The organism is Cohnella sp. SGD-V74 (genome assembly GCF_003001675.1).
Lineage (GTDB): Bacteria > Bacillota > Bacilli > Paenibacillales > Paenibacillaceae > Cohnella.
Genome location: NZ_PVYW01000003.1, coordinates 76,275 through 102,675, shown reverse-complemented (window position 1 = coordinate 102,675; position 26,401 = coordinate 76,275). Strand labels below are relative to the sequence as shown.

At 59.1% G+C, this 26,401-nt stretch carries 22 protein-coding genes; 19 read left to right on the top strand and 3 right to left on the bottom strand.

All coding sequences use genetic code 11. The features are described from left to right. Positions 1-9: 9 nt before the first annotated feature. A complete protein-coding gene (locus tag B0G52_RS05390; protein WP_094042512.1) occupies positions 10-1,512 on the bottom strand; it encodes a sensor histidine kinase in 1,503 nt (500 codons plus the stop codon). Continuing rightward, complete coding sequence (locus B0G52_RS05385; RefSeq protein ID WP_094042511.1) at positions 1,509-2,201, bottom strand: response regulator transcription factor; 693 nt, start codon at positions 2,199-2,201, stop codon at positions 1,509-1,511. The genes B0G52_RS05390 and B0G52_RS05385 overlap by 4 nt, the downstream gene beginning before the upstream one ends. A 220-nt stretch (positions 2,202-2,421) precedes the next feature. Here B0G52_RS05385 and B0G52_RS05380 point away from each other — a divergent pair, with 220 nt between their 5' ends. The 10 genes from B0G52_RS05380 to B0G52_RS05335 all read left to right on the top strand — a co-directional run bounded on the left by B0G52_RS05380 (position 2,422) and on the right by B0G52_RS05335 (position 14,874). Next, positions 2,422-3,879, top strand: coding sequence for an efflux RND transporter periplasmic adaptor subunit (locus B0G52_RS05380; RefSeq protein WP_094042510.1), 1,458 nt, complete (start codon positions 2,422-2,424; stop codon positions 3,877-3,879). Then, positions 3,879-4,592 carry an ABC transporter ATP-binding protein gene (locus B0G52_RS05375; RefSeq protein WP_094042509.1) on the top strand — a complete coding sequence of 238 codons (714 nt, stop codon included), beginning with the start codon at positions 3,879-3,881 and terminating at the stop codon, positions 4,590-4,592. Before B0G52_RS05380 ends, B0G52_RS05375 begins: the two co-directional genes overlap by 1 nt. Next, a complete protein-coding gene (locus tag B0G52_RS05370; protein WP_094042508.1) occupies positions 4,589-5,764 on the top strand; it encodes an ABC transporter permease in 1,176 nt (391 codons plus the stop codon). The genes B0G52_RS05375 and B0G52_RS05370 overlap by 4 nt, the downstream gene beginning before the upstream one ends. 33 nt (positions 5,765-5,797) lie before the next feature. Next, positions 5,798-6,367, top strand: a complete 570-nt coding sequence (locus B0G52_RS05365; protein ID WP_094042507.1) for an RNA polymerase sigma factor — start codon at positions 5,798-5,800, stop codon at positions 6,365-6,367. A gap of 69 nt (positions 6,368-6,436) precedes the next feature. Further along, positions 6,437-7,135, top strand: a complete 699-nt coding sequence (locus B0G52_RS05360; protein ID WP_094042506.1) for a response regulator transcription factor — start codon at positions 6,437-6,439, stop codon at positions 7,133-7,135. Continuing rightward, positions 7,132-8,505, top strand: a complete 1,374-nt coding sequence (locus B0G52_RS05355) for a sensor histidine kinase (protein ID WP_094042505.1) — start codon at positions 7,132-7,134, stop codon at positions 8,503-8,505. The genes B0G52_RS05360 and B0G52_RS05355 overlap by 4 nt, the downstream gene beginning before the upstream one ends. A gap of 180 nt (positions 8,506-8,685) precedes the next feature. Next, entirely contained in the window at positions 8,686-11,790 is a 3,105-nt protein-coding gene (locus tag B0G52_RS05350) for an efflux RND transporter permease subunit (RefSeq protein ID WP_094042504.1), read from the top strand. A gap of 23 nt (positions 11,791-11,813) precedes the next feature. Next, positions 11,814-13,007, top strand: a complete 1,194-nt coding sequence (locus B0G52_RS05345; protein ID WP_158223595.1) for an efflux RND transporter periplasmic adaptor subunit — start codon at positions 11,814-11,816, stop codon at positions 13,005-13,007. Positions 13,008-13,042: 35 nt separating this feature from the next. Beyond that, positions 13,043-13,612, top strand: coding sequence for an RNA polymerase sigma factor (locus tag B0G52_RS05340; RefSeq protein ID WP_158223594.1), 570 nt, complete (start codon positions 13,043-13,045; stop codon positions 13,610-13,612). Between the two features lie 104 nt (positions 13,613-13,716). Beyond that, positions 13,717-14,874 carry a metallophosphoesterase gene (locus B0G52_RS05335; RefSeq protein ID WP_094042501.1) on the top strand — a complete coding sequence of 386 codons (1,158 nt, stop codon included), beginning with the start codon at positions 13,717-13,719 and terminating at the stop codon, positions 14,872-14,874. 80 nt (positions 14,875-14,954) lie between these two features. On the opposite strand, the gene B0G52_RS05330 is transcribed toward B0G52_RS05335, so the two are convergent. Continuing rightward, entirely contained in the window at positions 14,955-15,626 is a 672-nt protein-coding gene (locus B0G52_RS05330; RefSeq protein ID WP_094042500.1) for a stalk domain-containing protein, read from the bottom strand. 344 nt (positions 15,627-15,970) lie between these two features. On the opposite strand from B0G52_RS05330, the gene glpX reads away from it, so the two are divergent. The 9 genes from glpX (at position 15,971) to B0G52_RS05285 (ending at position 26,390) form a co-directional block, all read left to right on the top strand. Then, positions 15,971-16,936, top strand: a complete 966-nt coding sequence (glpX, locus tag B0G52_RS05325) for a class II fructose-bisphosphatase (RefSeq protein ID WP_094042499.1) — start codon at positions 15,971-15,973, stop codon at positions 16,934-16,936. Between the two features lie 239 nt (positions 16,937-17,175). Continuing rightward, positions 17,176-19,245, top strand: coding sequence for a bifunctional aldolase/short-chain dehydrogenase (locus tag B0G52_RS05320; protein ID WP_094042498.1), 2,070 nt, complete (start codon positions 17,176-17,178; stop codon positions 19,243-19,245). A gap of 24 nt (positions 19,246-19,269) precedes the next feature. Further along, a complete protein-coding gene (locus tag B0G52_RS05315; RefSeq protein ID WP_094042497.1) occupies positions 19,270-19,641 on the top strand; it encodes a sensory rhodopsin transducer in 372 nt (123 codons plus the stop codon). Between the two features lie 26 nt (positions 19,642-19,667). Then, positions 19,668-20,930, top strand: a complete 1,263-nt coding sequence (rhaA, locus tag B0G52_RS05310; protein WP_094042496.1) for an L-rhamnose isomerase — start codon at positions 19,668-19,670, stop codon at positions 20,928-20,930. Positions 20,931-20,951: 21 nt separating this feature from the next. Continuing rightward, positions 20,952-22,433 (top strand): rhamnulokinase, encoded by a 1,482-nt coding sequence (locus tag B0G52_RS05305; protein WP_094042495.1) that lies wholly within the window; start codon positions 20,952-20,954, stop codon positions 22,431-22,433. Positions 22,434-22,459: 26 nt separating this feature from the next. Further along, positions 22,460-23,227 carry a DeoR/GlpR family DNA-binding transcription regulator gene (locus tag B0G52_RS05300; protein WP_094042494.1) on the top strand — a complete coding sequence of 256 codons (768 nt, stop codon included), beginning with the start codon at positions 22,460-22,462 and terminating at the stop codon, positions 23,225-23,227. Between the two features lie 197 nt (positions 23,228-23,424). Further along, a complete protein-coding gene (locus B0G52_RS05295) occupies positions 23,425-24,147 on the top strand; it encodes a (Fe-S)-binding protein (protein WP_094042493.1) in 723 nt (240 codons plus the stop codon). A 1-nt stretch (position 24,148) separates the two neighbouring features. Next, entirely contained in the window at positions 24,149-25,672 is a 1,524-nt protein-coding gene (locus B0G52_RS05290) for a LutB/LldF family L-lactate oxidation iron-sulfur protein (RefSeq protein WP_094042492.1), read from the top strand. Next, a complete protein-coding gene (locus tag B0G52_RS05285; RefSeq protein ID WP_198960601.1) occupies positions 25,659-26,390 on the top strand; it encodes a LutC/YkgG family protein in 732 nt (243 codons plus the stop codon). Before B0G52_RS05290 ends, B0G52_RS05285 begins: the two co-directional genes overlap by 14 nt. Positions 26,391-26,401 lie beyond the last annotated feature (11 nt).

Here is a 26,401-nt window from a genome sequence, read left to right as displayed (position 1 = left end):
CCTGGGGGTTCAAGCGTTGTCTGCGTCGGCCGTATCGCCCGTATTGTCCGCGTAAGGGAATAACACGATAAACGAACTGCCTTCGCCGATCCGGCTCTCCGCCCGGATCGATCCGCCGTGCAGCTCGGCGAGCGAGCGGCTGATCGACAGACCGAGCCCCGCGCCGCCGTGCTTCCTGGCCCGGGAGTCGTCGATCCGGTAGAATCGCTCGAACAACCGGGACAGGTGCTCCGGCGCAATGCCCGGTCCGTTGTCCGCGACGATCAGCTCCGCGCCGTCCGGGCGAGGCTCCACCGATACCGTAATGATTCCGTCCGACGGATCCGTATGCTGGACCGCGTTCTGGAACAGGTTCAGCGCGATTTGTTTCACCTTGTCGGCGTCGAGCGGCAGTTCCGCCGTCTCCGACAAGTCCAGCCGAATCCGGCGATTGCCGGCCAATAGTTTGAATTGAGGCTCCATCTCTCCGAGGATGGAGCCTAGCTGCGTCGGGACGAGCTGCGCATCCAAGGCGCGGTCGGTCTTGGCGAGCAGCAGCAGATCCTGCACCAGCTTGTTGATCCGTGTGGACTCGCCGTGCATGCTGCGCAGCGCCTTGTCGAGCTGCTCCGGGTCGGCCGCCGCTCCGCGCAGCAGCACTTCAAGGAAGCCGTGAATCGACGTCAGCGGCGTCCGCAGCTCGTGCGAAGCGTCCGACACGAAGCGGCGCATCCGTTCCTGGCCTTCCTGTTCGGCTCTGAACGACCGTTCGAGACGCTCCAGCATCCGGTTGAAGGAGTGGGAGAGCCTATCGATCTCCGCCGGTCCGGCAGGCTCCGGCAGCCGCTCGTTCAGCTTGCCCGAATCGATTCGTTCGACCGTCTCGACCATGCGCGAGAGCGGCGTCAGCGTCCGCCGGATGGCGGGAAGGAACAGCAGCAGCGCCCCGAGGAGAGCCGCGAACGCGAGAGCCGAATACAGCCTCAATTGACGGTACAGCTCCGCCTTCAGAGGAGACGTGCCGGTGGCGACCTGCACGACTCCGCCGCTGCCCTGGAACGAGCGGACGGCTTGCAGCACGACAAGCTGGTCGCCGCTTGCTCCTCTCACGATGCGAAACAGCGGCTTGTCCCTGCGCTGCCGCTCCGCAGCGAGGCGGTAATCGTCGGCGGACAGGCGGGGGACGGCGCTCTCGGATTCGGCTCCGTTGGTCGTGAGGACGGTAAAGCCGCCCTGCTTGTTCAAGTACGCGACGGACGAGGAGGGGAAGAAGACGAACGATTCCGCCGGACCGCGCCGTCCGGAATCGGTCAGTCGCTCCCAGAACTCGCCGGGCACGGACAGCACTTGCCGCTGAATGGCGGCCGCCCGGTTCTGGTAAATAAACCGCTCCATGAAAAGGTACTGCGACAGTCCGATGACGAGCAGCAGTCCGGCCAGGATGAGCAGGAGACGGGACACGAGCTGGTAGCGGAGCGAGCGGGGAAACAGAATCGGCCGGACTCCGCGCAGCCAGGAAGCGAGCCGGGTCATGCGAGATCCACCCGATATCCGGCGCCCCTGATCGTGCGGATTACCCTGTGTTCACGGTCTTGAAGCTTGTCCCGAAGCGAGCGTATGTACACCTCCACGATGTTGTCCTCCCCTCCGAAATCGTAGCCCCACACCCGATCCAAAATCGCGCTTTTGCTCAGCACGTGGCCGTGATGGAAGACGAGATGCTTCAGCAGCTCGAATTCGGTCGGCGACAGATCGAGCGCGCGGTCGCGGTAACGGAATTCCTTGCGCGCGGCGTCGACCGCGAACGGCCCGATCGTCACCTTCTCCAGCAGATGAGGGAATTGATTGCGCACCCTCGCCTGAATCCGGGCCAGCAGCTCCGCGAAGCTGAACGGCTTCGGCATGTAATCGTCCGCTCCGATCGACAGCCCTTTCACCCGATCCTCGACTTCCTCCCTGGCCGTAAGCATGATGACGGCTACCGGTCTCTCGCTTTTCAGCGCTCGGCACACTTCGAAGCCGTCCATTCCCGGCATCATCACGTCGAGAATGACGACGTGGGGCGCGAAGCTCTCCGCGAGGGAGAGCGCTTCGCGCCCGTCCTGCGCCGTCGCCACCTTGTAGCCTTCGTTGACGAGCCCCAGCTCGATAAATTGCAAAATATTCGGCTCGTCGTCGACGAGCATCACTCGGATTCCTTGCGCTTGCGTTTGCGTAACCATAGTTGTCCTCCCGGCGGCTTGTGCCTCGTTCCTTGCATTATGAGCGATCCAGCTTAACTTGTGCTGAGAGAAAACTGAAAGAATGCTGAAAAAGCAGAGATGTTCAACTACCTTACAAACCGGGATGTTCAGCAAACATTCAGCGCGCCCTCATCTGAAGCTAAGGTTCCGCTTGCATAATAGGCGGCAAGATGAGGAAAAGCGAAGGTGAACCAGTCGGATGAAAAAGAAAATCGTGTGGTGGACGCTCTCCCTTGCCGTGATCGCGGCGGGCGCATGGGCGGGTTACCGGTATTACGAAGGCAACAAGGAGGTCCCCCTGGCGGCCGCTCCGGCGACGACCCAGGTCCGTAAAGGAACGATCGAGGTGAAGGTGAGCGGAACGGGCAACATTCAGCCGTCCGCGAGGGAGACGGTGACGGCCGGCGCCAGCGGCACGGTGAAGAAAGTGCATGCGCAGAAGGGCGATACGGTCAAGAAAGGCGATGTGCTCGTTACATACGAGGAAGAGGAAATCGACAATGCCAACCAGATCAGAAGCAAGGAGATCGACTTGAAGAAGAAAAAGCTGGAGCTTCAGGATTTGCAGACGAAGTTCAAGAGCGCCGCGGACGACGAAAGTCGGGAGTCGATCGCGCTCAGCATTCAGAAGCAGGAGTTGGACATCGAAAGCGTACAGGCGGATATTGCTTCGCTGAAGGAGGAGACGGCAGACAATGCCGATCCGGTGGTGGCGCCGATCGACGGAATGCTGACGTCGTTTAACGTCAAGGAGGGCGATGTTCTTAACCCGAACTCGACAGTAGCGGATATTGTCAACTACGCGCAGTTGCAGATGGTCGTGGGCATCGACGAACTGGACATCCCGAAGGTGGACCTGGATCAAGAGGCGTCGATACTCGTCGAGGCGCTGCCCGATCAGACGTTTACGGGCAAAGTAGTGTCCATCGCCGACGAAGGAACGTCCAGCAACGGCGTCGCTTCCTTCGACGTGACGATCGCCTTGACGGCGGCAGACAATTTGAAGGTCGGCATGTCGGCCGAGGCGAGCATTCTGACCGCGCAGAAGGCGGACGCGCTGTATGTGCCGGTCGAGGCGGTCCAGTCGTCGCAGGGCAAATATTTCGTGCTTGTCCCTTCCGTCGCTGCGGGAGGAGCGGCGGAGGCCGGAGCCGTGCCGGAGGGCACAGCTCCAAGCGGACAGGATCAGCAGGGGCAGCGCCCGGGCAGGCAGGGACAAGCCGTCCCGGACGCTTCCGGGGAGGCGCCGCCGGCCGGTTCGGGCTTCGGCGCAGGCGGCGGAGCCGACCGGTTCGGGAATATGTCCGAGGAAGAGCGGGAGGCGATGCGCGAGCGCTTCATGTCCGAACGCGGACAGGGAGCGGCACGAGCCGCCGCGGGAGCGAGCGCCGTCGCCACGTCCAGGGTAGAGGTCGAGGTCGGCGTCAACAACGAGGACAACATCGAAATTTTGTCGGGCCTGAAGGAAGGGGATCTCGTCGTGCTTCCGACGACGTCCAGCTCCGGCTCGTCGAACGCGAACATGATGCAGGGCGGCTTCCCCGGCTTGGGGGGCGCAGCCGTCCCGTCCGGAGGCGGAGGCATGCCGGGCGGAGCAGGCGGCGCACGGCAGTTCACAGGCGGCGGAGCGGGAGCAGGCATGGGCGGTGGCCGCTGATGGCAAGCAAGCAGCGTGCGTCGTCCGAGGCATTGATCCGAATTCGTAATCTGAACAAAATCTACCGCATGGGCGGAGAGACGCTGAATGCGCTGGACAACGTCAGCCTGACGGTGAACGAGGGGGATTTCGTGGCGATCGTCGGCCCGTCCGGCTCGGGCAAGTCGACGCTGATGAACGTGATCGGCTGCCTGGACACGCCCTCCTCCGGAGAGTATTGGCTGGACGGAGAGGAGATCAGCCGGCTTCGCGAGAACAAGCTTGCGGAAATCCGCAACCGCAAAATCGGGTTTATTTTCCAAGGCTTCAACCTGCTGACCAAGCTGACCGCGATCGAGAACGTGGAGCTGCCGCTCGTCTACCGCGGGGTTCCCGCCAAGCAGCGCAGGCAGCAGGCCATCGAGGCGCTGGGCAAGGTGGGGCTGGCCGACCGCGTGCACCATCGCCCGGTCGAGCTGTCCGGCGGCCAGCAGCAGCGCGTGGCGATCGCCCGCGCGCTGGCCGGAAATCCGCCGATTCTGCTGGCGGACGAGCCGACGGGGGCGCTCGATACGAAGACGGGCGTCGAAGTGATGGGCTTCATTCGGGAGCTGAATTCGCTCGGGCATACGATCGTGCTCATTACGCACGATCCCGGCATATCGCGGCAGGCGAGAAGAATCGTCCGCATCCAGGACGGCCGGCTGAACGAAGAGGAGGCGGGGCCGGAATGAGCGTCTTTCAAGCTTTCAAGATGGCGATCAAGAGCATTCTGTCCAACAAGCTGCGATCGCTGCTGACGATGCTGGGCATCATTATCGGCGTAACGGCGGTCATCTCCCTCGTCGCGCTGGGGCAGGGAGCGACGAAATCCGTCACCGAGCAAGTGCGCAGCCTGGGAACGAACCTGCTGACAGTGAACATTCTCGGGCGCGGGTCCGCGAATACGATGGACGCCGGGGAAGCGGCCGCGCTCGGCGAGGAAGTCGAAGGCATTCAATATGTCGCCCCGGCGAACACGCAGAACGCGACGGTCAAGTTCGGTTCGTCGAGCGAAAGCGTCAGCATAGTCGGGACGAACGCCGACTACGCCCACGTCAGGGAGTACGAGGTGGCGTCGGGACGTTTCGTCGCCCAGATCGATCTGGACGTCTACCAGAAAGTCGCCGTGCTCGGCTATACGACGGCAACCGATCTGTTCGGCTTCGCCGATCCGGTGGGAGAATACGTGCTCATCCAAGGCACGCGCTACAAAGTGGTCGGCGTGCTCGCCGAGAAGGGCAGCTCAATGACGGGCTCCAATGACGAGGTCGTTATCATTCCGGAAACTTCGTTCGAGCGGCTGTTCAAGACAAAGGGCGTGCGGACGATCTACGTGCAGGTCGAGACGACCGAGCAGATGGACGCGGTTGTGGCGGGACTGGAGAAATCGCTCAGCAACCGTTTCCGCGGCAATACGAGCAGCTACCGAGTCTTCAACCAGAGCGACGCACTGTCGGCGCTCACTTCCGTGTCGGATACGCTGACGCTCGCTCTGGCCGGCATAGCCGGCATCTCTCTGCTCGTCGGGGGAATCGGCATTATGAACATCATGCTCGTGTCCGTCACCGAACGAACGAGGGAGATCGGCATCCGCAAGGCAATAGGCGCGAAGAAACGCGACATTTTGATCCAGTTTCTGATCGAGGCGATCGTGCTGAGCGGCCTGGGCGGGCTGCTGGGCATCGGTATCGGCGTGGGAGCGGCGCAAGGCGCTTCTTCCGCCTTCAACATGGATATCGCGTTCTCGGCGAACGTCATTCTGATCGCCTTCGCGTTCTCCGTCGGCATCGGGGTCGCATTCGGCATGTTCCCGGCGAACAAGGCGGCCAAGCTGAAGCCGATCGACGCGCTCAGGTTCGAATAAAGTCACTCGCGTGCGGGAAGGAGGGAGACGGACATGGGCGCGTACTCCGAATATGAAATCAAAGTGCTGCCTCATCTTCGCGATCTGCAAAACTATTGCCGTTACTTGACGAAGTCGAAGTGGGACGCGGAAGATCTGCTTCAAGAGACGCTGCTGAAGGCCCTCGTTTTCTTCCTTCATACCGAACCGTACGTGGACGTGAAGCCGTTCCTGATCCGCGTGGCGAGAAATCTGTGGATCGACGCTTGCCGCAAGCGACAGCGAAGGCGTCTGTTCGCGGAGCGCGAGCGCGCGAGCGGCGTCTTCGAACACAGCGATTACGCCGAGGTCAGAGGAACGATCGAATGGCTGGCCGAGCGGCTGCCCCGGCGCAATATCGAAATTTGGCTGCTGTTCCATTATTTCGGGTACTCAATGCAGGAGATCGCCCTGGCGACGAACGTCTCCGTATCCGCGGTCAAATCGCTGCTGCACCGGACGCGCGAGACGCTTCGCGGCGATAGCGAGCCTTCCGATCGGCGCAAGGTCGTTCGTCCCGACGTTGACCGATGGTCCCGGGCCGTCATGCAGATGAGGCCTCAAGCCGTCTTGTCGGGAGAATAGCGATTGGAACCGAATCCCGAATCTTGCCGTATTACCAAGAGGAAACTCGGATACGGGAGGATTATGCATATGGCGGCTAACGTCCTGATTGTCGACGACGATCCGGATATCGTGGAGTTAATGCGGTTTTATTTGCAGCGGGAAGGGCTTGCGGTCGTCTCCGCTACCGACGGTCTCGCGGCGCTGGAGGCGGCGGAGCAAGGGAAGGCCGACTTGGCCGTGATCGATATTATGATGCCCCGCATGGACGGCTGGGCGCTCTGCCAGCGATTGAAGGCCGAGCATCCGGACATGCCCGTCCTGATGGTGACCGCCAAAGGGGAGACCGGCCATAAGCTGAAGGGCTTTCATCTGGGCGTGGACGATTATCTGGTCAAGCCGTTCGAGCCGTTGGAGCTGGCGGCCCGCGTCAAATCCCTGTTAAGGCGCTACCGCATCCAGTCCCAGATGAAGGTGCAGATCGGCAACGTCCTTCTGGACAAACATCGTTACGTCGCCGTTGTCGAAGCGGAGGGAGAGGCTCCTTCGCCGCCGATTTCGCTGCCGCTCAGGGAATTCGATCTGCTGTTCAAGCTCGCAAGCCATACAGGTCAGATTTTCACGAGAAACGATCTGATCGAGCAGGTGTGGGGCGCGGACTTCGAAGGCGACGACCGAACGGTGGACGTACATATCAAACGGATCAGGGACAGGTTCGCGGAGCTCGATTGCCGTTTCGCCATCGAGACGAAGCGCGGGCTCGGCTACAAGCTCGAGGTTACGGAATGATCAAGTCGCTGTACGTCAGAGTCGTTCTCTCCTATATGATCGCGGTCATTATCGGGCTGGTCAGCACTTATTTCTTAACGCTGCTTTTTCTGACGTCGTTCGGGGACCAATATGCCGAGAAGCTGCAAAGCCAGCTGCTCAAGGACAGCCGAACGATTCACGAGCTGTACCGGTCAAACGGAATGGAGAAGGTGCGGGATCAGTTGAAGGAGCGGGATCTGGACGGCAAGTACGATATTCTGATCTACGACTCTTCCAGCCGCCTGCTGGAGAATACGGCCGGGGACACGCCCCAGGAGCTGTACAACATCTCGAACCAGACCGTTCGCACGGTGCTGAACGGAGAAACGTATCTCGGCGCGGACATCTCGGTGGAGGAGCTGTTCGTAGGACTGCCTTACGATTACGACGGCGAGCGCTATGCGCTGTTCGTGCAAGTGTCCGAGCGGACGGCCTTGTCGCTGATCTCCAAGCTGCTGTTGTTCGCCTTGGCGATCAATCTGCTCGTCGGAGGGCTGATCATTCTCGTGGCCGCCCGCTATATCGTCAAGCCGCTGCTCGGCATGAAAGCCGCAGCGGAAAGGATGGCCAAGGGAGAGTTCAACATCCAGCTGAAATGGGCCAAGCGCAAGGACGAGCTGGGGCGGCTCGCTCAGAGCATCAACGGCATGGCCGCCCAAGTCGGACAGCTGGAGACGATGCGGCAAAACTTCGTGTCGAACGTGTCGCACGAAATCCAGTCGCCGCTGACGTCGATCTCGGGCTTCTCCAAGGCGCTCCAACAGAGCGGATTGTCCGAGGAGGAAAGAAGCCGCTACTTAAGCATTATCCAGAACGAGAGCGAGCGTCTCTCCCGCCTCAGCGATAATCTGCTGAAGCTGGCCTCGCTGGACAGTCAGCATCATCCGTTCGAGCCGCGCGTCTTCGATCTGGACGAGCAGCTCCGCAAGGCTGTCGTCGCCTGCGAGCCGCATTGGGCGGCCAAAGCGATCGAATGGCAACTTCAGCTTCCGAAGACGAAGATCAAGGCCGACGAGGACCAGTTGAACCAGGTGTGGGTCAATCTGCTCGGCAACGCGATCAAGTTCACGCCGGAAGGCGGACGGATCGGCATCCGCATCGTCCGGCATTCCGAGTGGATCGAGATCGTCGTCTCGGATACCGGGATCGGAATTCCGATCGCGGAGCGGACCAAAGTGTTCGAGAGATTTTACAAGGCGGACGAATCCCATAACAAAATGAAAACCGGGAGCGGCCTTGGACTGGCCATCGTCCGCAAAATCGTGATGGGCCATAAGGGCACGGTTACGATAGGCGGCAACCCCGACGGAGGAACGACCGTAACCGTCGCGCTGCCGCAGCAAAATTAAACAAACGGTACTTTAGCCAATGGACAAGGGAATTTCATTCCCGTCTCCATTGGCTTTTTTTTGCTTGCCTGTGCGTCATAGTTTATTCATATTCGTGTATTACACTGATCAAGGATACAGGAAAGCTTTACCTGAAATCTGCGGAATGATCGAATTTGAAATGTGCAGGAGGGTCGCCGATTGAAGGCAATCATTGATTTTTCCATGAACAAAGTAGCGGCGATGGTCATTATGATCGTCATCGTATTCGGGGCGGGGGCGTATTCGGGCAGTTCGTTGAAGGTGGAGAACATGCCGGAATTTTCGTTTCCGTTCGTCGGGATCTCCACGACGTATCAAGCCTCGCCGCAGGACGTCATGAGTCAGGTGACGAAACCGCTCGAAGACAAAATCGCGAATACTCCGGGACTGAGAATGCTCTCCTCGACTTCAAGCGATAACTTCTCGAGCATTTTTCTTCAGTTCAACGAAAAGGTAGACATCGATAAAACGAAGCAGGATTTGGAGAGTCTCGTTCAGGACGTAAGCTTGCCGCAGTCGGCAAGCAGGCCCAAAGTCTCTACGTTCGGAATGTCTTCGGAGCCTGTGTATTATATGGCGATGTACGCGACGGATGCGATGTCCCAGACCGAGCTGGATCAATTGTTCGAGCGGGAAATGAAGCCCCGTTTCGATGCCATCGGCGGGATTGACCATATGGATGCGATCGGAGCGCGCAAATCCTCGCTCGATATCCAACTGGACGCAGGCGCTTTGATCTCGTATCAGTTAAGCCCTTCGGATGTGAACGCTTCGATCCAGGCCGCCGTGGCGAACGGTTCGGTAGGCGTCGTGAAGTTCAACGGGAACACGCAAATGACCCGCGTAACGGGACAGCTTCAAAGCCTGTACGAGCTGAGAAATCTGGAAATCCCGACGGCTGCGGGAACGACGGTGCAGCTCAAGGATATTTCGAAGATCGCGGCGGTGAACGAATCCAATTTTATCGCCCGCCTGGACGATAAGCCGGCAATCGGCATCCACCTGTACAAGACGGCCGATACGAACGCGGTCGAATTTTCCGATGCGGTACAAGCTTTGATCCGCGAATGGGAGCAGACGAACCCGGAGGTGACGTTCAAGACGCTGTACGACAGCGCCAGCGAAGTGAAAGGCTCGATCAAGGGATTGGTCAAGGAAGGGGTTCTGGGCATCGTTCTGGCCGCTCTGATGATCTTGTTCTTCTTGCGGGATCTGAGGATGACGCTGATCGTCGTCGTGTCGATCCCGTTATCGATCCTCCTGACCCTTGTCGTGATGAAGTACATGAACATTACGTTGAATATTATGTCGCTTGGCGGCATGTTCATTGCAGTCGGTCGGGTCGTGGACGACAGCATCGTCGTGATCGAAAGCATCTATGCGAATTTGCAAAAGGCGCAGAAAAGAAACGAGTCGGTCATTATTCTTGCCGTTAAGCAGGTGGCGATGGCGATCAGTTCGTCCACACTGGTCACGGTAGGCGTGTTCCTGCCGATCGGTCTCGTTACGGGGTTTATCGGCGCCTTGTTCCGTCCGTTCGCGATAACGGTGTCGATCGCCTTGCTCGCATCGCTGCTCGTTTCATTAACGGTCATTCCGATGCTGGCCAAGCTCATGGTGCTGAACAACGTCAAGGCGACGGGCGCTGCGGAGCACGGCGAGGGGAAGATGGAGCGCTGGTATGAAAAGACGCTCGTATGGAGCTTGAAGCACAGAGCCGTCACGCTGCTGCTCTCCGGATTTATGCTGATCGCAACGATCGCGGGCACGATTCCGTTTCTGCCGATGGGGCTTCTGCCGTACTCGCCGCCGCCGAAGCAAATGAACTATTCGATCCAGCTGCCGAACGACACGACTTTCGCCAGCACCGATCTTCAGGCGAGGCAGATCGAAGCGCTGCTGCGCGAAGCCAAAACCGAGAGCGGCGAACCGCAATTTACATTCGTGGAGGCGCTCGTCGGATATGCGGGAGACGCGCAGGAACGCGTGCCGAGTTATTTGCAGATCATTACGGAGGTCCATGCGGAGGCGGATACGAAAGCCGTCCAGGATCGCTATCAGAAGCTCATACTGGCCCAGCTGCCGAAAGGCACGGAAGTGATGCCCGGTTCGTTCTCGGGGGGCAGCAGCGGGTCGACGGGTCCCGATTTTACATACGTCGTGTTCGGGGACGATCAGACAACGCTGGCGCAGGTCGCCGAGCAGATCAAAGACAAAATGAAACAATTTCCCGAGCTTAAAGAAATCAAGGACAACCTGGGAGACGGGAAGAAGGAAGTGCAGATTACGGTCGATCCGAACAAGGCGCGTCAATTCGGATTGGACGTGCCGAGAATTCAAGGCTTGACGGCCGAATGGATCGGCAAATCTCCGCTCGGCGACGTCCGCTTGGACAACACGCTGTATCAGGCGGTCATCGAGCTTGCCCCCGAGGACAAAAACTCGCTGGAGCAGCTCGGACAAATGCCGATTCGGACGGTCGACGGCGGCACCGTGTATTTGAACGAAGTGGCCAATCTCGAAGAAGTGGATGCTCCGACAGCCTTCCAGCGGGAAAGCCAGAAGCTGATGGTGTCGTTGACGGCCAAGATCGATTCCGCCGACAAAGCTGCGGTAACGAACGCGGTGATGAGCGCGATCTCGGAGGTCGAGTTTCCGTCAGGGGTAACGAATACGATCCGCGGCGCCAACATCGATATGATGGAAGGGTTCCAGCAGATGTTCGCCGCCATGGGCGTTGCCGTCGCGATCGTGTATCTGATCATGGTTCTCTGCTTCGGCAACGCGGGCACTCCGTTCGCCATCCTGTTCTCCCTGCCTCTAGCGGTCATCGGCGGCTTGCTGGGGCTGGTCGTGTCGGGGGAATCGCTCAATATGACGTCGATGATCGGATTCCTTATGCTGATCGGCATCGTCGTTACGAATGCAATTGTGCTGCTCGACCGTGCCCAACAGCTGCGGAAAGAAGGCTATCTGGCGCGGCATGCGCTCATCGAAGCCGGCAAAGTGCGGTTGCGCCCGATCATCATGACGGCAGGAGCGACCATCGCGGCAATGGTTCCGTTAACGCTCGGTTTAACCAAGGGGCTGTTGATCTCCAAGTCGCTGGCCGTTGTCGTCATCGGCGGATTGATCACGTCCACGATTCTGACGCTTGTCGTCGTGCCGATCATCTACGAGATGATCGAATCGTTCAAGACGCGCATGGGCCGTCTGTTCAAGCGCAAAGAAAAAGTATCGCCCGGACAACAACTCAACGTATAAATCGCATGAAGGAGCGACTGAAGATGAATGCACAAGGCGCCAAAATAACCGTCTACGCAAGGGCGATGAGACTTTCGCTCGTCCTCGCGTGCGCGGCTTATCTTACAGGATGTTCGGCAGCTTCTACTCCGGCCGTCGAGAGCGCGGAGGACGTGAAAGCGACGATTAAGACAGAGGAAGCGGTCAAGCGGAGCATGGGAGATCCGCGCGAGCAGATCGCCGAGGTGAACGCGTCGACGAAGACGGACATCGTGGCCGAATCCGGCGGCAAGCTGCTCAAGCTGGAGAAACGCAACGGGGAGCTCGTGAAGGCGGGTGACGTGATCGCCGAGTTTGAGAGCAAGAGCGGGAAGCTGGAGCGAGGAAGCGCCCAAGCCAGATTAATTGCCGATGAAGCGATGCTGGAGAAGACCAAAGCGGAAATCGCGTCCTCCCGCATTTCGCTTACGAATACGATCAAGGATCTCGAACTGGCGCTCAAGGAGCAGACGGCTCAAGGCAGCCCGGAGATTGAAGTCGAGAAGACGAAGCGCTCTCTCCAGGCCGCGATGCAGCAGCTGAATATGCTGGACTCCGGCAAGACGCTTGCTTCGCTGGAAGCCAACGTCGAGACGTCAAGGCTCGCGCTGGAGCAGGCGGAGAAGGCGTGGAACGGCGGTCAGATCATCGCTCCGACGAATGGCGTGCTGACGGATGTCAGTGCGGATGTCGGGATGAACGTGCAGCCGGGCAGCACGTTCGGCATCGTCCAAAATACCGACAAAGTGAAAATCAAAGCGCAATTGACGCAATCGGCGGTCGAGCTCGTCGGCAACAAGCAGGAGCTGATCTACGTCGACTCGAGCGGAACCGGCCAACCAAGGAAAGCGAAAGTCGTGTATGTGGCCGGAGTGCCGGATGCCAGCACGAAGCTGTACGCGCTGGAGCTGGAGGCGGACAATGCCGACGGAGCGTTGAAGCCGGCCTCGCGGGTGCGCATCCAATTAACGACGCAGGAGGAAGAGAACGTCGTAGCCGTACCGGCGCTCAGCATCGTGAAGGAAGGAACCGACGCTTTCGTGTTCGTCCTGGACGGGAATAAAGCGATCAAGCGCCAAGTCGAGCTCGGCCGGGTGAACGGCTCTTACCAGGAAGTGCTGGACGGGGTTGCCTTAGGCGAGTCGATCGTCACAAGCGGCCAGCACGGACTGGAGGAAGGACAGATTGTAGAGCGATGATCGGAGCGTTGGTTCATGCGGGAAGGGGGGATCGTGTGGATGCCGCATCTGCATACGAAGCTTGGGTGAATCCCCACCTGCGCGAGTTGGAAAGATACTGCCGCTATTTGACGGGTTCGAGCTGGGACGCGGAAGATTTGCTTCAGGACACCTTGCTGAAAGCGTTCGTCTACTTCGTTCAGACGGAGCCCGGCGAACCTATGAAAGCTTTCGTTCTGCGCATCGCCCGGAACTTGTGGATCGACGAGTGCCGCAGACGGCGGCGCAGGCGCGAGGCCGCGCCGGAAATTCCCGAAGTCGTTCATGCGGACAGCGATTACGCCGAAATTCGCGGCACGCTGGAATGGCTGGCCGAACGGTTTCCCCGGCGGAACGTCGAGATGTGGCTGCTGGCCCGCTATTTCGGCTATTCGCTGCAGGAGGTGGCCGAGGCGACGGGCGTTACCGTTCCCACCGTCAAGTCCGTGCTGTTCCGGACGAGGAGCGTGCTGCGCGGCCGGAGCGAGCCCGCAACGCGCCGCAGTCCGCTCCGTCCGGAGGTGGAACGGTGGTCCAGGGCCGTCATTCTGGATCTTCCGGGCTGCCTGCTTGGGGAGGGCGTATGATTTTCTCGATGGCAGCTTAAGCCTTGGGCCGTTTCGGTTCAAGGCTTGTTCTGTGCTATAATTTCCTTATAAGTTGATAGGGAAAGTAGGGGGCCTGTTCGCAGATGAAAGTTCAACCTCGGTTTATCGTCCTTGTTTCTTTGCTGCTCACGGCGTATTCGGCACTTAATTTCTACATCGGCTGGCATGTTGCCGAGTGGTCGGCAGCAGTCGGCATCGGCTACTCGCCCTACGGATTCTGGATTCCGTTCGCGCTGCTCGCTTACGGGTTTCTGCTGGGAAGAATACCGCTTCCGAATGCGCTCAAGCCGGCCGGAAGGCTGCTGAAGGTCGCGGGATCGGTGTATATATTCGTCATGGAGATCGGCTTGCTGCTGTTTCTGCTGGCGGACGCGGTTCGCCTGGTGCTATGGCTGACGAATGGCGTGTCCGAAGCTTATATCGTCGGCTCGGGGACCGTCGTGCTGGGCTTGATCGCCTTATTGCTGCTCGTCGGCTCGCGCAACGCCTGGAGTCCGGTCGTGCGCTCTCATGAGCTGAGTATCGACAAGCCTGCGGACGGGGGAAAGACGGAGTGGACGGTTGCGGTCGCCTCCGACATTCATCTCGGCAATCTGGTCGGACGCAAGCATCTGCGCCGTCTCGTCGAGCGGATCAACGCGATGAAGCCGGATCTGATTTTGCTCCCGGGCGACGTGATCGACGATTCGATCGAGCCGTTCCTGCGCAACCGGATGGGCGAGCTGCTCGGCCGGCTTCAAGCCGAACACGGCGTCTATGCGGTGCTTGGAAACCATGAATACTATGGGGGGCATACGGAACGTTACGTGGAGGAAATGAAGGCTCTCGGCATACCGGTGCTGCGGGACGAAACGGTCGAAATCGACGGCAAGCTCTACGTTGCCGGCCGCAAGGACAAAACCGCCGAAGCGTCCGGGCCGGACGGCAGGCTTGCCGTTCGGGAGCTGCTGCGAAATGCGGATCCGCGCAAGCCGGTGCTGCTGATGGACCATCAGCCGACGCAGTTCGAGAAAGCGGCGGAGGCGGGGGCGGACGTGCTGCTGAGCGGTCATACGCACCGCGGGCAGTTCTGGCCGAACCATCTGTTCACGAAGAGGCTGTTCGAGCTGGATTGGGGCTACATGCGCAAGGGCGCGATGCACGTCGTCGTCTCCTCCGGCTTCGGATCGTGGGGGCCGCCGATCCGTCTGGGCAGCCGCAGCGAGATCATCCGGCTGAAGCTGGTTTTGCAAGCTCCCTGACGAACCGGGAGAGCAGAGGAGCGGCTGCCCATAAGCAGAGTTGCAATTTGACCGACTTATGGAACAGCCGCTTCGCAAGTTTACTTGTAGTAGGACGCAATAAGAGGAACGAACATCGCCCCGCCGTCGACCAAGTCCGCATGGATGTACAAGGCTTCAACCCCGCCGATATCCACCTCGATCGTTTTTAATCCCTCGCCCAACGCAACGGAAGTTTGCAGCAGTTCCTTCATAGAACCGTTTTCCTGAATCGTCAGCTCCTCAATATCCTTGCCGACGGCCGCAACCTGAAGGTAGAGCTTCTGGTACTTCTTCTTCGGATACAGCATGAAGGAGCCGGAGCGATTGCCTGAAGCATCGTTGAAGTAGACTTCCTTATAATCTTTGCCGTTGTAGGACGTCTTGGACGTGTCTTTCGTGTGGTACATATCGCTGAACCCGTCCAGAATCGCTACGCCTTCGGATCTCTCGCCAAGGTGTACTGTGGCTGCTTGCGCATCGTAGTTGACGGCAACGCCCAGCGCGTCGGACACGGCCCGAACGGGCAAATAAGTTGTCCCCTTGTAAGTAATCGGAAGAACGGCATTGCCGTTGCCGTCTCTGAGTTGAACCGGCTGGCCGTCCACTTTGAATTTCAGACCGCTGTTCAAGTAGGCTTGTATTTCTTGCAGATTGGAGGCGGCATAGGCGCCCGCACCCATACTGGCCAGCATGGACAATCCGATGACTCCTGCAAGCAGCTTCTTCTTCATCCTTCTCACGCTCCTGATTGTAAGTATCGGGATTCAAAAAATCACAGCTTCTGGAAATAACTTCAACAATCATATTCAATATTTTCGCTGCCTACAACACAGAAGGGACTAAATGATTATAAAAATAAGGCGATAAGCCCGAATCGAATTTTGTAGAAAGGAGGGCGTCGGTCCCAGTGCAGCACAGCTCAAGAGGCGTAATACTCCATGTATAAAAGAAACCTTATGTCGACATTTTTTTATTTGTGACACACTACATTGAAAAATAACCTTGTATATATAGTGTCACATATAATAATATGATATATATTAAATGCGAGTGATATTGATGTGGAGGGGTCATCATGGAGAGGGAATTGGCACTGGAGATCGTTCGCGTAACGGAATTGGCCGCGCTGGCCTCTGCGCCGTGGATGGGGCGGGGAGACAAAATCAACGCGGACGGAGCGGCCACTTCGGCGATGAGGGCGATGTTCGATTCGATCTCGGTCAGCGGCACGGTCGTCATCGGAGAAGGGGAAATGGATGAAGCGCCAATGCTCTATATCGGCGAGCAGGTGGGCAGCATGAACGGACCGGAAGTCGACGTGGCCGTCGACCCGCTCGAAGGCACGGAGATCGTGGCCAAAGGGTTGAACAATGCGATGTCCGTCATCGCGATCGCGGGCAAGGGCAACTTGCTGCACGCGCCCGACATGTATATGGAGAAGCTTGCGGTAGGACCGCAGCTCGTCGGCAAGCTGAAGCTGACGGACCCGCTGGAGCTGACGCTCAAGAAAGCGGCCGAGGCGCTGAACAAGAACGTCTCCGAGCTGACCGTCATGATTCTCGACCGCGTCCGCCACGAGTCGACGATCAAGACGCTGCGCAAAGTCGGCGTCCGCATCAAGTTCCTGACCGACGGGGATGTCGCCGGAGCGATGGCCCCGGCATTCCCGGAAGCGGGCATCGACCTGTACGTCGGCTCCGGCGGAGCGCCCGAAGGAGTGCTTGCGGCGGCGGCGCTCAAATGTCTCGGCGGCGAGATCCAAGGGCGGTTGATGCCTTCCGACGCCAACGAGTATTCACGGTGCATCCAGATGGGCATCGAAGATCCGTACAAGGTGCTGACGATGGAAGACATGGTGGGCACGGACGACGTCATCTTCGCCGCGACCGGCGTCACTCCGGGCGAGTTCCTCGGCGGCGTCCGCTACTTGCCGGACGATCGCGCGGAGACGCATTCGATCGTCATGCGCGCGAAGACGAGAACGATCCGTTTCGTCAGAGCGCTGCATTATTTGCCGAATAAAAAGTTCATTAATTCCTAAACTACGCAGAGGGCTGTCCCGCAGCGGACCCAAGGCGTCCTGAATGTTCAGTCGGAGAGCGCGAGAGATCCGAATCTCGCCTCCCGATCGTTCAGGACGTCTTTTACTTATGTCCGGAATCAAGTGGGAATTTATCCGTTTATTATTTTTGTTTATGTTTGATTTAAATGTATTCAAAAACAAACGGGTGTGATAGAATGAATTCAAAATCAAACAAAACAACATCCGGAGGTAATCTCATGGTACAAAGCTTGTGGCAAGCATCGAAAGCAGCAGAACAGCAATCCGGTCTGGATCAGCTCGTCTACCGTTCGAACATTATCGGCGCGGATCGCCGCGTGTGCAACTTCGGCGGCGGCAATACGTCCTCGAAAACGATCGAGAAGGATTTCCGCGGGCGCGACGTCGAAGTGATGTACGTGAAAGGCAGCGGCTCCGACCTCGCAACGATGAAAGCGGGCAACTTCACGGGCCTGCGCATGGATGACATCCGTCCGCTGTTCGAGAAAGCGGAAATGCCCGACGAGGACATGGTCGCCTACCTGGCGAACTGCATGATCGATCCGAAGCACCCGCGCGCCTCGATCGAGACGCTGCTGCACGCATTCCTGCCATTCAAGCATGTGGACCACACGCACCCGGATTCGATTATCAGCCTGTGCTGCGCGGATAACGGCAAAGCGCTGGCCAAAGAGATTTTCGGCGACCGTTTCGTATGGGTTCCTTACATCCGTCCGGGCTTCACGCTCTCCAAGATGATTGCCGAAGGCGTGCTGAACAATCCGAAAGCCGAGCTCGTGCTCATGGAAAAACACGGCCTTGTCACTTGGGGCGAGACGTCCGAGGAATGCTACGCGCAGACGATCAAGATTATCTCCGAAGCGGAAGCGTTCATCGAAGCCCGCATCGACGAGGCGAAAGTGTTCGGCGGCGCGAAATACGAGACGCTGCCGTCCGACGTTCGCAAAAACATCGCGGCCAAAGTAATGCCGACGATCCGCGGCGCGGTCAGCGACGCCAAGAAGATGATTCTGAGCTTCGACGATGCGGACGACGTGCTGCAATTCGTCTCCGGCAACGATTCCGCCAAGCTGTCCCAAGTCGGCGCGGCTTGCCCGGATCACCTCGTTCACACGAAGGTCGTGCCGCTGTTCATCGACTGGACGCCTGACGCGAACGACATCGACGGCCTGATCGCCAAGCTGAAGGAAGGCGTCGCCGCTTACAAGGAGCAATACACCGCCTACTTCGAGCGCAACAAGAACGAGGGCGACGTCATGTTCGAAGCCGCGCCTCGCGTTATCCTGATTCCGGGCGTCGGCATGATCAATACCGGCAAGAGCTGGGCGATGTCGCAAGTGAGCGGCGCGCTGTATCACCGCGCGATCGCCGTCATGAGAGGCGCTACGGCTCTCGGCAACTTCGTCTCGCTGTCCGAGAACGAGTCCTACAACGTCGAGTACTGGCCGCTTGAGCTTTACAAGCTGTCGCTGGCTCCGCCGGAAGCTGAATTCTCCCGCCAAGTCGCGTTCATCACGGGCGGCGCGGGCGGCATCGGCAGCGAAACGGCGCGCCGCCTCGTATCGGAAGGCGCTCACGTCGTGCTGGCCGACTTGAACCTCGAAGGCGCAGAGAAGGTCGCGAGCGAGATCAACGCCAAATGGGGAGAAAACCGCGCGCTGGCCGTTAAAGTCGACGTCACGAGCGAGGAACTGGTGCAAGCGGCATACGACGCGACGGCGCTCGCTTACGGCGGCGTGGACATCATCGTTAACAACGCAGGTCTGGCGACTTCCAGCCCGTTCGACGAAACGTCCCTCAAGGAATGGAACCTGAACATGAACGTTCTGGGAACGGGATATTTCCTCGTCGCCCGCGAAGCGTTCAAGATGATGAAGACGCAAGGCATCGGCGGCAACATGGTGTTCATCGCGTCCAAGAATACGGTATACGCCGGCAAGAACGCTACCGCCTACAGCTCCGTCAAGGCGCTGGAAGCTCATCTGGCGCGCTGCATCGCAGCCGAGGGCGGAGAGTTCGGCATCCGCGTCAATACGGTATTGCCGGATGCGATTCTGCAAGGCTCCGCGATCTGGAACGGCAGCTGGCGCAACGAGCGCGCCGCCGCTTACGGCATCGAGCCGGACCAATTGGAAGAATACTACCGCAAGCGCACGACGCTGCTTGTCAATATCTATCCGAGCGACATCGCGGAAGGCATCGCATTCTTCGCATCGTCCAAGTCCGCCAAGACGACGGGCTGCATGCTGACGATCGACGGCGGCGTACCCGCGGCGTTCACTCGATAACCATTATTCGGAGGGATCGTTCACATGCATAGGCCGCAAGGGGAGAAGGTCTGGTTCATACCGGACGGCTACATTCCCGAAATCAGCTCCGGGCAGCTGACGAGCCACGAGTCCGTCTGCGTGCTCAACACGGCGTCGGAGGACGCCCTGCTGAAATTCACGATTTTCTTCGAGGATCGCGAACCGATGGAGGACATTATGGTCGTCGTCGGGGCCAGAAGAACGAAGCATATCCGAACGAGCTCGCTGCACAAGGAAGGGGCGCCGATTCCGGTCGGCGTTCCTTACGCGATCGAGGTTGTAAGCGATATCCCGGTCATCGTGCAATACAGCCGGCTCGATTCGACGCAATCCGAGAATGCTCTTATGTCCGTCATTGCATATCCCGTAAAATAAATGAAAGAAGCCGAGGAGGAAGGCGCATGCAACAATCCACCGTCAACAACTACGAAGCCGCCAAGCAGCTGTACGCCAAGCACGGCATCGACGTCGATCAAGTGCTGGAGAAGCTGGCGCAAATCAAAATTTCCATGCACTGCTGGCAAGGCGACGATGTCAGAGGTTTTCTGAACAAGGATCAGGATCTGACCGGCGGCATTTCCGTCACCGGCAACTATCCGGGAGCGGCCAGAACGCCTGAGGAGCTGCGCGCGGACTTGGAGAAAGCTTTCTCCCTTATTCCGGGCAAGCACAAAGTCAATCTCCATGCGATCTACGCCGACACCGACGAGAAGGTCGAGCTGGATCAACTGGAGCCGAAGCATTTTCAGAAATGGGTCGATTGGGCCAAGGAGCAAGGGCTGGGCATGGATTTCAACCCGACCTGCTTCTCCCATGAGAAGTCCAGCGAGGGCTTCACGCTGAGCCATCCGGACCCGGAAATCCGCCGCTTCTGGATCGATCACTGCAAAGCGTCGCGCAAAATCGGCGCTTACTTCGGAGAGCAGCTCGGTCAGACGTGCGTCACGAACGTATGGGTTCCGGACGGCTTCAAGGACGTTCCGGCGGATCGCCTGGCTCCCAGACAGCGTTTGAAAGACGCGCTCGACGAAGTGTTCGCGGAAGAGCTGAACCCGTCGCACAACCTCGACGCCGTCGAGAGCAAGCTGTTCGGCATCGGTTCGGAAGCTTACGTCGTCGGCTCCCACGAGTTCTACATGGGCTACGGCCTGCGCAACAACAAGCTGATCTGCCTCGACGCCGGCCACTTCCACCCGACGGAAGTGATCTCCAACAAGCTGAGCTCGCTGTCGCTGTTCGCGGACGGCATTCTGCTCCACGTCAGCCGCCCGATGCGCTGGGACAGCGACCACGTCGTCACGCTCGACGACGAACTGATCGACATCGGCCGCGAGCTTGTGCGCGGCGACCTGCTCGGCAAGACGCACATCGGCCTCGACTTCTTCGACGCCAGCATCAACCGCGTCGCGGCTTGGGTCATCGGCACGCGCAACACGATCAAATCGCTGCTTCGCGCCATGCTCGATCCGATCGAAGCGCTCAAGAAAGCGGAGCTGGAAGGCGACTACACGACGCGTCTGGCGTTGACGGAAGAGTTCAAGTCTTATCCGTTCGGCGCGGTATGGGATTACTACTGCGAGAAAAACGGCGTTCCCGTTCGCGAGGAATGGCTGGGCGAAGTGAAGACGTACGAGCAAGACGTGCTGCTGAAGCGCGGCAATTAATTCAACCGAGGATGATGAGAGATGTCGAGCGTACTCGCGTTCGATCTGGGCGCAAGCAGCGGAAGGGCGCTGCTCGGACGGCTGACGAACGGCAAGATCGAGGTCGAGGAGCTGCATCGCTTTCCCAATGATCCCGTACAGGTGGGCGACCGCCTGTATTGGGACATGTTGCGGCTCTATCACGAAATCAAGCAAGGCTTGCTGAAAGCCAAGCACCGGGGCGTCGACCTGCAGAGCATGGGCATCGACTCCTGGGCGGTCGACTTCGGCTTTATCGGCAAGAACGGGGAACTGGTCGGCAATCCGTACCATTACCGCGACCGTCATACGGAAGGGGCGATGGAACGGGCCATGGCCGAAATTCCGGCATCGGTCATTTTCGCCCGGACCGGCATTCAGTTTCTTCCTTTCAACACGATCTACCAGCTCTACGCGCTGAAACAGGCGAAGTCTCCGCTCCTCCAAGAGAGCAATCGGCTGCTCATGATTCCGGACCTGCTGCGCTACTTCCTGACCGGGGAAATGCACAACGAGTTCACGAACGCCACGACGACGCAGCTGTACAATCCGGTCGAGGACGATTGGGATGCCGAGCTTCTGCGTCTGCTTGACCTGCCGAGGAATTGGTTCGGCAACGGCGGCGTGCTGAAGCCGGGAGAGCTTGCGGGCAAGCTGAAGCCGTCGGTGTGCGAGGAATTGGGCATCGATTCGATTCCCGTCTACGCGGTGGCCGAGCACGATACGGGCTCCGCGGTCGTTGCCGTTCCGGCGACGGAGAAGTCGTTCGCCTACTTAAGCTGCGGGACATGGTCGCTGATGGGCACGGAGGTCGACAAGCCCGTCCTTCACGATCTGGCGCAGAAGCTTAACTTCACGAACGAAGGCGGATTCGGCGACACGTTCCGGCTGTTGAAAAACATTATGGGCTTGTGGATTTTGCAGGAGTGCCGGAGAGAATGGGAACGGGAAGGGCGTTCGTATTCATTCCCGGAGCTTGTACAGCTCGCCTCCGAAGCGAAGCCGCTGGCGACGTTCATCGATCCGGACGACGATCTGTTCCTGCCTCCGGGCGACATGCCCGCGCGGGTAGCGGAGTATTGCCGGCAGACAGGGCAAGCGGAACCGGACGGCGTAGGCGAAATCGTGCGTTGCATCTTGGAAAGCTTGGCGTTAAAATATCGCTACGTGTTGGAAATGACGGAGCGGCTGTCCGGACAGAGCTTCGGCGGTCTGCACATGGTTGGCGGAGGCATTCAGAATACGCTGCTCTGCCAATGGACGGCGAATGCGATCGGCAAGCCCGTATGGGCCGGTCCTTCCGAAGGAAGCGCGATCGGCAACCTGGCCGTTCAATGGATCGCCCAGGGCGCTTTCGCCGATATTTGGGAAGCCCGCAAGGCGATCCGGGAGTCGTTCCCGGTGGAGACGTACGAGCCGGGCGATTCCGAGCCGTGGACTCGCGCGTATGAGCGCTTCCGGACGCTGACGGGGCTGCCGGACTAAATTCGGTTTGCGAAAAGAGGGTACACATGCTGGTTGCGGAGCGATATGAGAAAATCGTAAGCCTGGTCAACGAAAGAGGAAGCATCCGGGTATCCGAGCTGAGCGAGCTGTGCCAGGTGACGGAGGAGACGATCCGCCGCGATCTGGACCGGCTCGAGCGGGCGGGACGGCTGCGCCGCTCCCACGGGGGCGCGGTCAGCGTCAAGGAGACGGCGGCGCTGCATCCGGAAATTCCTTATGCCGTGCGCGAAATCACGAACGCGGACGAGAAGAAGCGGATCGCCCTGGAGGCGATCAAGCGCATCTCGCCGAAGGACCGCATTTTGCTGGACGCCAGCTCGACCGCCTGGTATATGGCGGCCGACGTGCCCGACATCGACTTGACCGTGCTGACCAATTCGATCAAGGTCGCGACGGAGCTCAGCAGCAAGGAGAAGATTCAGGTCATCTCCACGGGCGGCATTCTCGCCCAGCGTTCGTTGTCCTTCGTCGGTCCGCTGGCGGAGCGTTCGCTGGACGCCTACCATGTCGACAAGGTGTTCCTCTCCTGCAAGGGCGTGCATCTGGAGCGCGGCATTAGCGAATCCAACGAGCTGCAGGCCCGAATCAAGGAACGAATGATTGGCATGGCGGATGAAGTCGTTCTGCTCGCCGACTCCAGCAAGTTCGGAGTGCAGGCGTTCGCGCACGTTGCGGATCTGTCCGAAGTCGACACGATCATCACCGACAAGCGCATGCCGAAGGAGATGATCGAGCAATTGGAAGGACGCGGCATCGCCGTCGTTACGGTGTAACGGCGACCGGAATAAGCGATTCCCGAGAGGCGCGCATACTTGTCCGAGGCAAATGAAAGGATAGGCAGGGGCGCGTGCTTCGGGAACGCTTTTTCGCGATGTCGGGGGCAGCGAAAGCGCCCATTTGTTATAATTACGCTATCAACTTGTCTGATAACCTGATAATATGAAAAGAGATACGAAAGGGGTGCGGCAGCATGAAAGTCTCTTTGTTCATTACTTGCCTGAGCGACGCCATCTATCCCCGGGTCGGGGAAGCGATGGTCCGCCTGCTGGCCAGATACGGCGTCACGCTGGAATTTCCGCCTATCCAGACGTGCTGCGGTCAACCCGCCTTCAACAGCGGGTATTGGAACGAAGCGCGGACGACCGCGAAAACGATTATCGAAGCGTTCGAAGACAGCGACTTCGTCATCGCGCCGTCCGGCTCCTGCACGGGCATGATTCATCACTACCCGAAGCTGTTCGAGAACGATCCGGCGATGCTGGACAAGGCGCTGGCGCTGCAGAGCAAGACGTACGAGTTCACCCAGTTTCTCGTGAACGTGCTCGGCGTGACCGATGTGGGCGCGACGTTCCGGCACAAGGTCACGTATCATCCTTCCTGTCACGGCAGCCGCCTGATGGGCATCAAGGACGAGCCGATGGCGCTGATGACCCGTGTCAAAGGGCTGGAGTTCGTTCCGCTGCCGCATGCGGAAGATTGCTGCGGGTTCGGGGGAACGTTCGCGGTCAAGATGTCGGACATTTCCGGCGCGATGGTGAGCGAGAAGAGCGATCACGTCAAAGAGACGGAAGCGGAAGTGCTCGTCGGGCTCGACATGGCCTGCTTGATGAACATCGCGGGCAACCTGCGTTACCGGAACGAGCCGGTCAAAGTGATGCACTTGGCCGAGCTGCTCTACGAAGGGGTGCGATAAGATGAGCCATGGAGCCAAGGGCGGAGCGACGGTCAAAGAACGCGCGGAGCTGGCGCTGAACAACGACTTCCTGCGCAAAGCGGTCAAGTTCACGACGGAGCGGCTGAAGAACGGCAAGCTGCAAGCGATGAAGGAGCACGGCAACTGGGAGGAATGGCGCGAACGAGGCCGCCAGATCCGTCTTCATACGATTGCGCATCTCGATTATTATTTGAACCTGTTCGTCGAGAACGCGCGCGCCAACGGCGTTCACGTGCATTTCGCGGAAACCGCGCAGGAGGCGGTCGACATCTCGATGGCGATTGCCGAAAGGGTAAGCGCAAAAACCGTCGTTAAATCGAAGTCGATGGTGTCGGAGGAGCTTCATCTGAACGCGGCGCTGGAGAAAATCGGCGTGGAGGCGATTGAGACCGACCTCGGAGAGTACATTATCCAGTTGGCCGACGAACCGCCTTCCCACATTATTATCCCGGCCATCCATAAAAACCGCTACCAGATCGCCGAGCTGCTGTCGGAGGATGCAGGCGAGACGCTCGAGGCCGATACGAAAATATTGGCCGGATACGTGCGCAGAAGGCTGCGCTCGAAATTTCTCGAAGCCGATATCGGCATGACGGGCTGCAACTTCGCGATCGCGGAGACCGGTTCGATGGTGCTGTTCGAGAACGAAGGCAACGCCCGGATGGTGACGACGCTGCCGAAGACGCAAATTACGCTGATGGGCATGGAGCGGATCATTCCGTCGTGGGCCGACCTTGAGGTCATGGCGACGCTGCTTCCGCGTTCGGCGACCGGCCAGAAGCTGACGATGTACATGTCGGGCATTACCGGTCCGCGGCGCTCCGAAGACGCCGACGGTCCGGACGAAATGCATATCATCATCGTCGACAACGGACGCTCGCTGCAGCTCGGGGACCCGGAGTTCCAGGAGCTGCTGAACTGCATTCGCTGCGGAGCCTGCTTGAACGCCTGCCCGGTGTACCGTCATATCGGCGGCCACGCCTACGGCGGTACTTACAGCGGTCCGATCGGCGCGGTGCTGACGCCGTCCCTCAACAAGAACATCGCCGAATGGGACGACATCGCCAACGCTTCGAGCTTGTGCGGAGCTTGCTACGAGGCTTGTCCTGTGAAAATTCCGCTTCATGATATGCTGGTCTATTTGCGCAGGCGCAAGGTGGAAGCCGGCCACAGCAACAAGCTGGAGGACGCGGGAATGAAAGGCTTCGCAACGTTGTTCTCGAAGTCCGGACGGATGAGCACGGTGCTGAAGCTCGGCAAGATCGGACAGAAGTTCGTAGCCAGAGACGGAGGCATCCGGCTGAAGATAGGTCCGCTCAAAGGCTGGAACACGTACCGCGTGACGCCTACGCTGCCGAAGAAGAGCTTCCGCCAGCAGTGGGCGACGCTCGACGCTGAAATCCGCGAAGGCCTCAAGGAGATGTCGCCGGATATCAAGCGGCGGATGGAGCAGGCGGTTCAGAGCCGCAAGAACGGAGGGACGCACGGACATGGACACAGCTAATATGCAGGAGCAATGGTTGAAGGAGATGGAAGAGAAATCCCGCGCCAAGCAGCTCAAGTTCATTGGCCACATCTCATCCAAGCTGAGACGGCCCATGGTCAACGAAGCGCCGAAGCATCCGTTCCGCGGCGCTCCGGACTTCTGGAACGCCTACGAGTGGACCGAGCAGGAACGCATCGAGCGGTTTACGGAAAACTTCAAAAGCGTGGGCGGACACGTCGAACGGTTGTCGTCGATGGAGGACGTGCAAAGATTCATCACGGACAAGGCGAACGAACTGGACGCGAAATACATCATCCGCCAGAACGAGCCGGGGCTTGCCGCCCTGGGACTGGAGGAGCGTCTGCCGGAGGCGAAAATCTCGGTGTGGAACACCGATACCGAAGAGAACTGGAAGGCGCGTTCCGCGGAAGCCGACATCGGCGTCGTGCTCGTCGATCATGCGGCGGCGTACACGAGCTCGATGGTCGTGCTGTCTTCGAAGGATAAGGGACGTTCGGTCAGCTTGCTGCCGACCGTGCTGATCGCGATTATTCCGCTTGACCGCCTGAAGACGAGGCTGGGCGAAGTGATGGAGAAGTTCGATGCGGCCGGACGGGAAAACCTGCCGGCGGGCATTCATTTTATTTCCGGGCCGAGCCGGTCTTCGGATATCGAGAACGACTTGACGATCGGCGTGCATGGTCCCGGCATCGTATACGCTCTGCTCGTCGGTTAGAGGGAGGCGCG

Bases quoted from the DNA above. Each gene is read 5' to 3' on its own strand.
- B0G52_RS05390 (WP_094042512.1), bottom strand. From the start codon at position 1,512: ATGACCCGGCTCGCTTCCTGGCTGCGCGGAGTCCGGCCGATTCTGTTT.
- B0G52_RS05385 (WP_094042511.1), bottom strand. From the start codon at position 2,201: ATGGTTACGCAAACGCAAGCGCAAGGAATCCGAGTGATGCTCGTCGAC.
- B0G52_RS05380 (WP_094042510.1), top strand. From the start codon at position 2,422: ATGAAAAAGAAAATCGTGTGGTGGACGCTCTCCCTTGCCGTGATCGCG.
- B0G52_RS05375 (WP_094042509.1), top strand. From the start codon at position 3,879: ATGGCAAGCAAGCAGCGTGCGTCGTCCGAGGCATTGATCCGAATTCGT.
- B0G52_RS05370 (WP_094042508.1), top strand. From the start codon at position 4,589: ATGAGCGTCTTTCAAGCTTTCAAGATGGCGATCAAGAGCATTCTGTCC.
- B0G52_RS05365 (WP_094042507.1), top strand. From the start codon at position 5,798: ATGGGCGCGTACTCCGAATATGAAATCAAAGTGCTGCCTCATCTTCGC.
- B0G52_RS05360 (WP_094042506.1), top strand. From the start codon at position 6,437: ATGGCGGCTAACGTCCTGATTGTCGACGACGATCCGGATATCGTGGAG.
- B0G52_RS05355 (WP_094042505.1), top strand. From the start codon at position 7,132: ATGATCAAGTCGCTGTACGTCAGAGTCGTTCTCTCCTATATGATCGCG.
- B0G52_RS05345 (WP_158223595.1), top strand. From the start codon at position 11,814: ATGAATGCACAAGGCGCCAAAATAACCGTCTACGCAAGGGCGATGAGA.
- B0G52_RS05335 (WP_094042501.1), top strand. From the start codon at position 13,717: ATGAAAGTTCAACCTCGGTTTATCGTCCTTGTTTCTTTGCTGCTCACG.
- B0G52_RS05330 (WP_094042500.1), bottom strand. From the start codon at position 15,626: ATGAAGAAGAAGCTGCTTGCAGGAGTCATCGGATTGTCCATGCTGGCC.
- glpX (WP_094042499.1), top strand. From the start codon at position 15,971: ATGGAGAGGGAATTGGCACTGGAGATCGTTCGCGTAACGGAATTGGCC.
- B0G52_RS05320 (WP_094042498.1), top strand. From the start codon at position 17,176: ATGGTACAAAGCTTGTGGCAAGCATCGAAAGCAGCAGAACAGCAATCC.
- B0G52_RS05315 (WP_094042497.1), top strand. From the start codon at position 19,270: ATGCATAGGCCGCAAGGGGAGAAGGTCTGGTTCATACCGGACGGCTAC.
- rhaA (WP_094042496.1), top strand. From the start codon at position 19,668: ATGCAACAATCCACCGTCAACAACTACGAAGCCGCCAAGCAGCTGTAC.
- B0G52_RS05305 (WP_094042495.1), top strand. From the start codon at position 20,952: ATGTCGAGCGTACTCGCGTTCGATCTGGGCGCAAGCAGCGGAAGGGCG.
- B0G52_RS05300 (WP_094042494.1), top strand. From the start codon at position 22,460: ATGCTGGTTGCGGAGCGATATGAGAAAATCGTAAGCCTGGTCAACGAA.
- B0G52_RS05295 (WP_094042493.1), top strand. From the start codon at position 23,425: ATGAAAGTCTCTTTGTTCATTACTTGCCTGAGCGACGCCATCTATCCC.
- B0G52_RS05290 (WP_094042492.1), top strand. From the start codon at position 24,149: ATGAGCCATGGAGCCAAGGGCGGAGCGACGGTCAAAGAACGCGCGGAG.
- B0G52_RS05285 (WP_198960601.1), top strand. From the start codon at position 25,659: ATGGACACAGCTAATATGCAGGAGCAATGGTTGAAGGAGATGGAAGAG.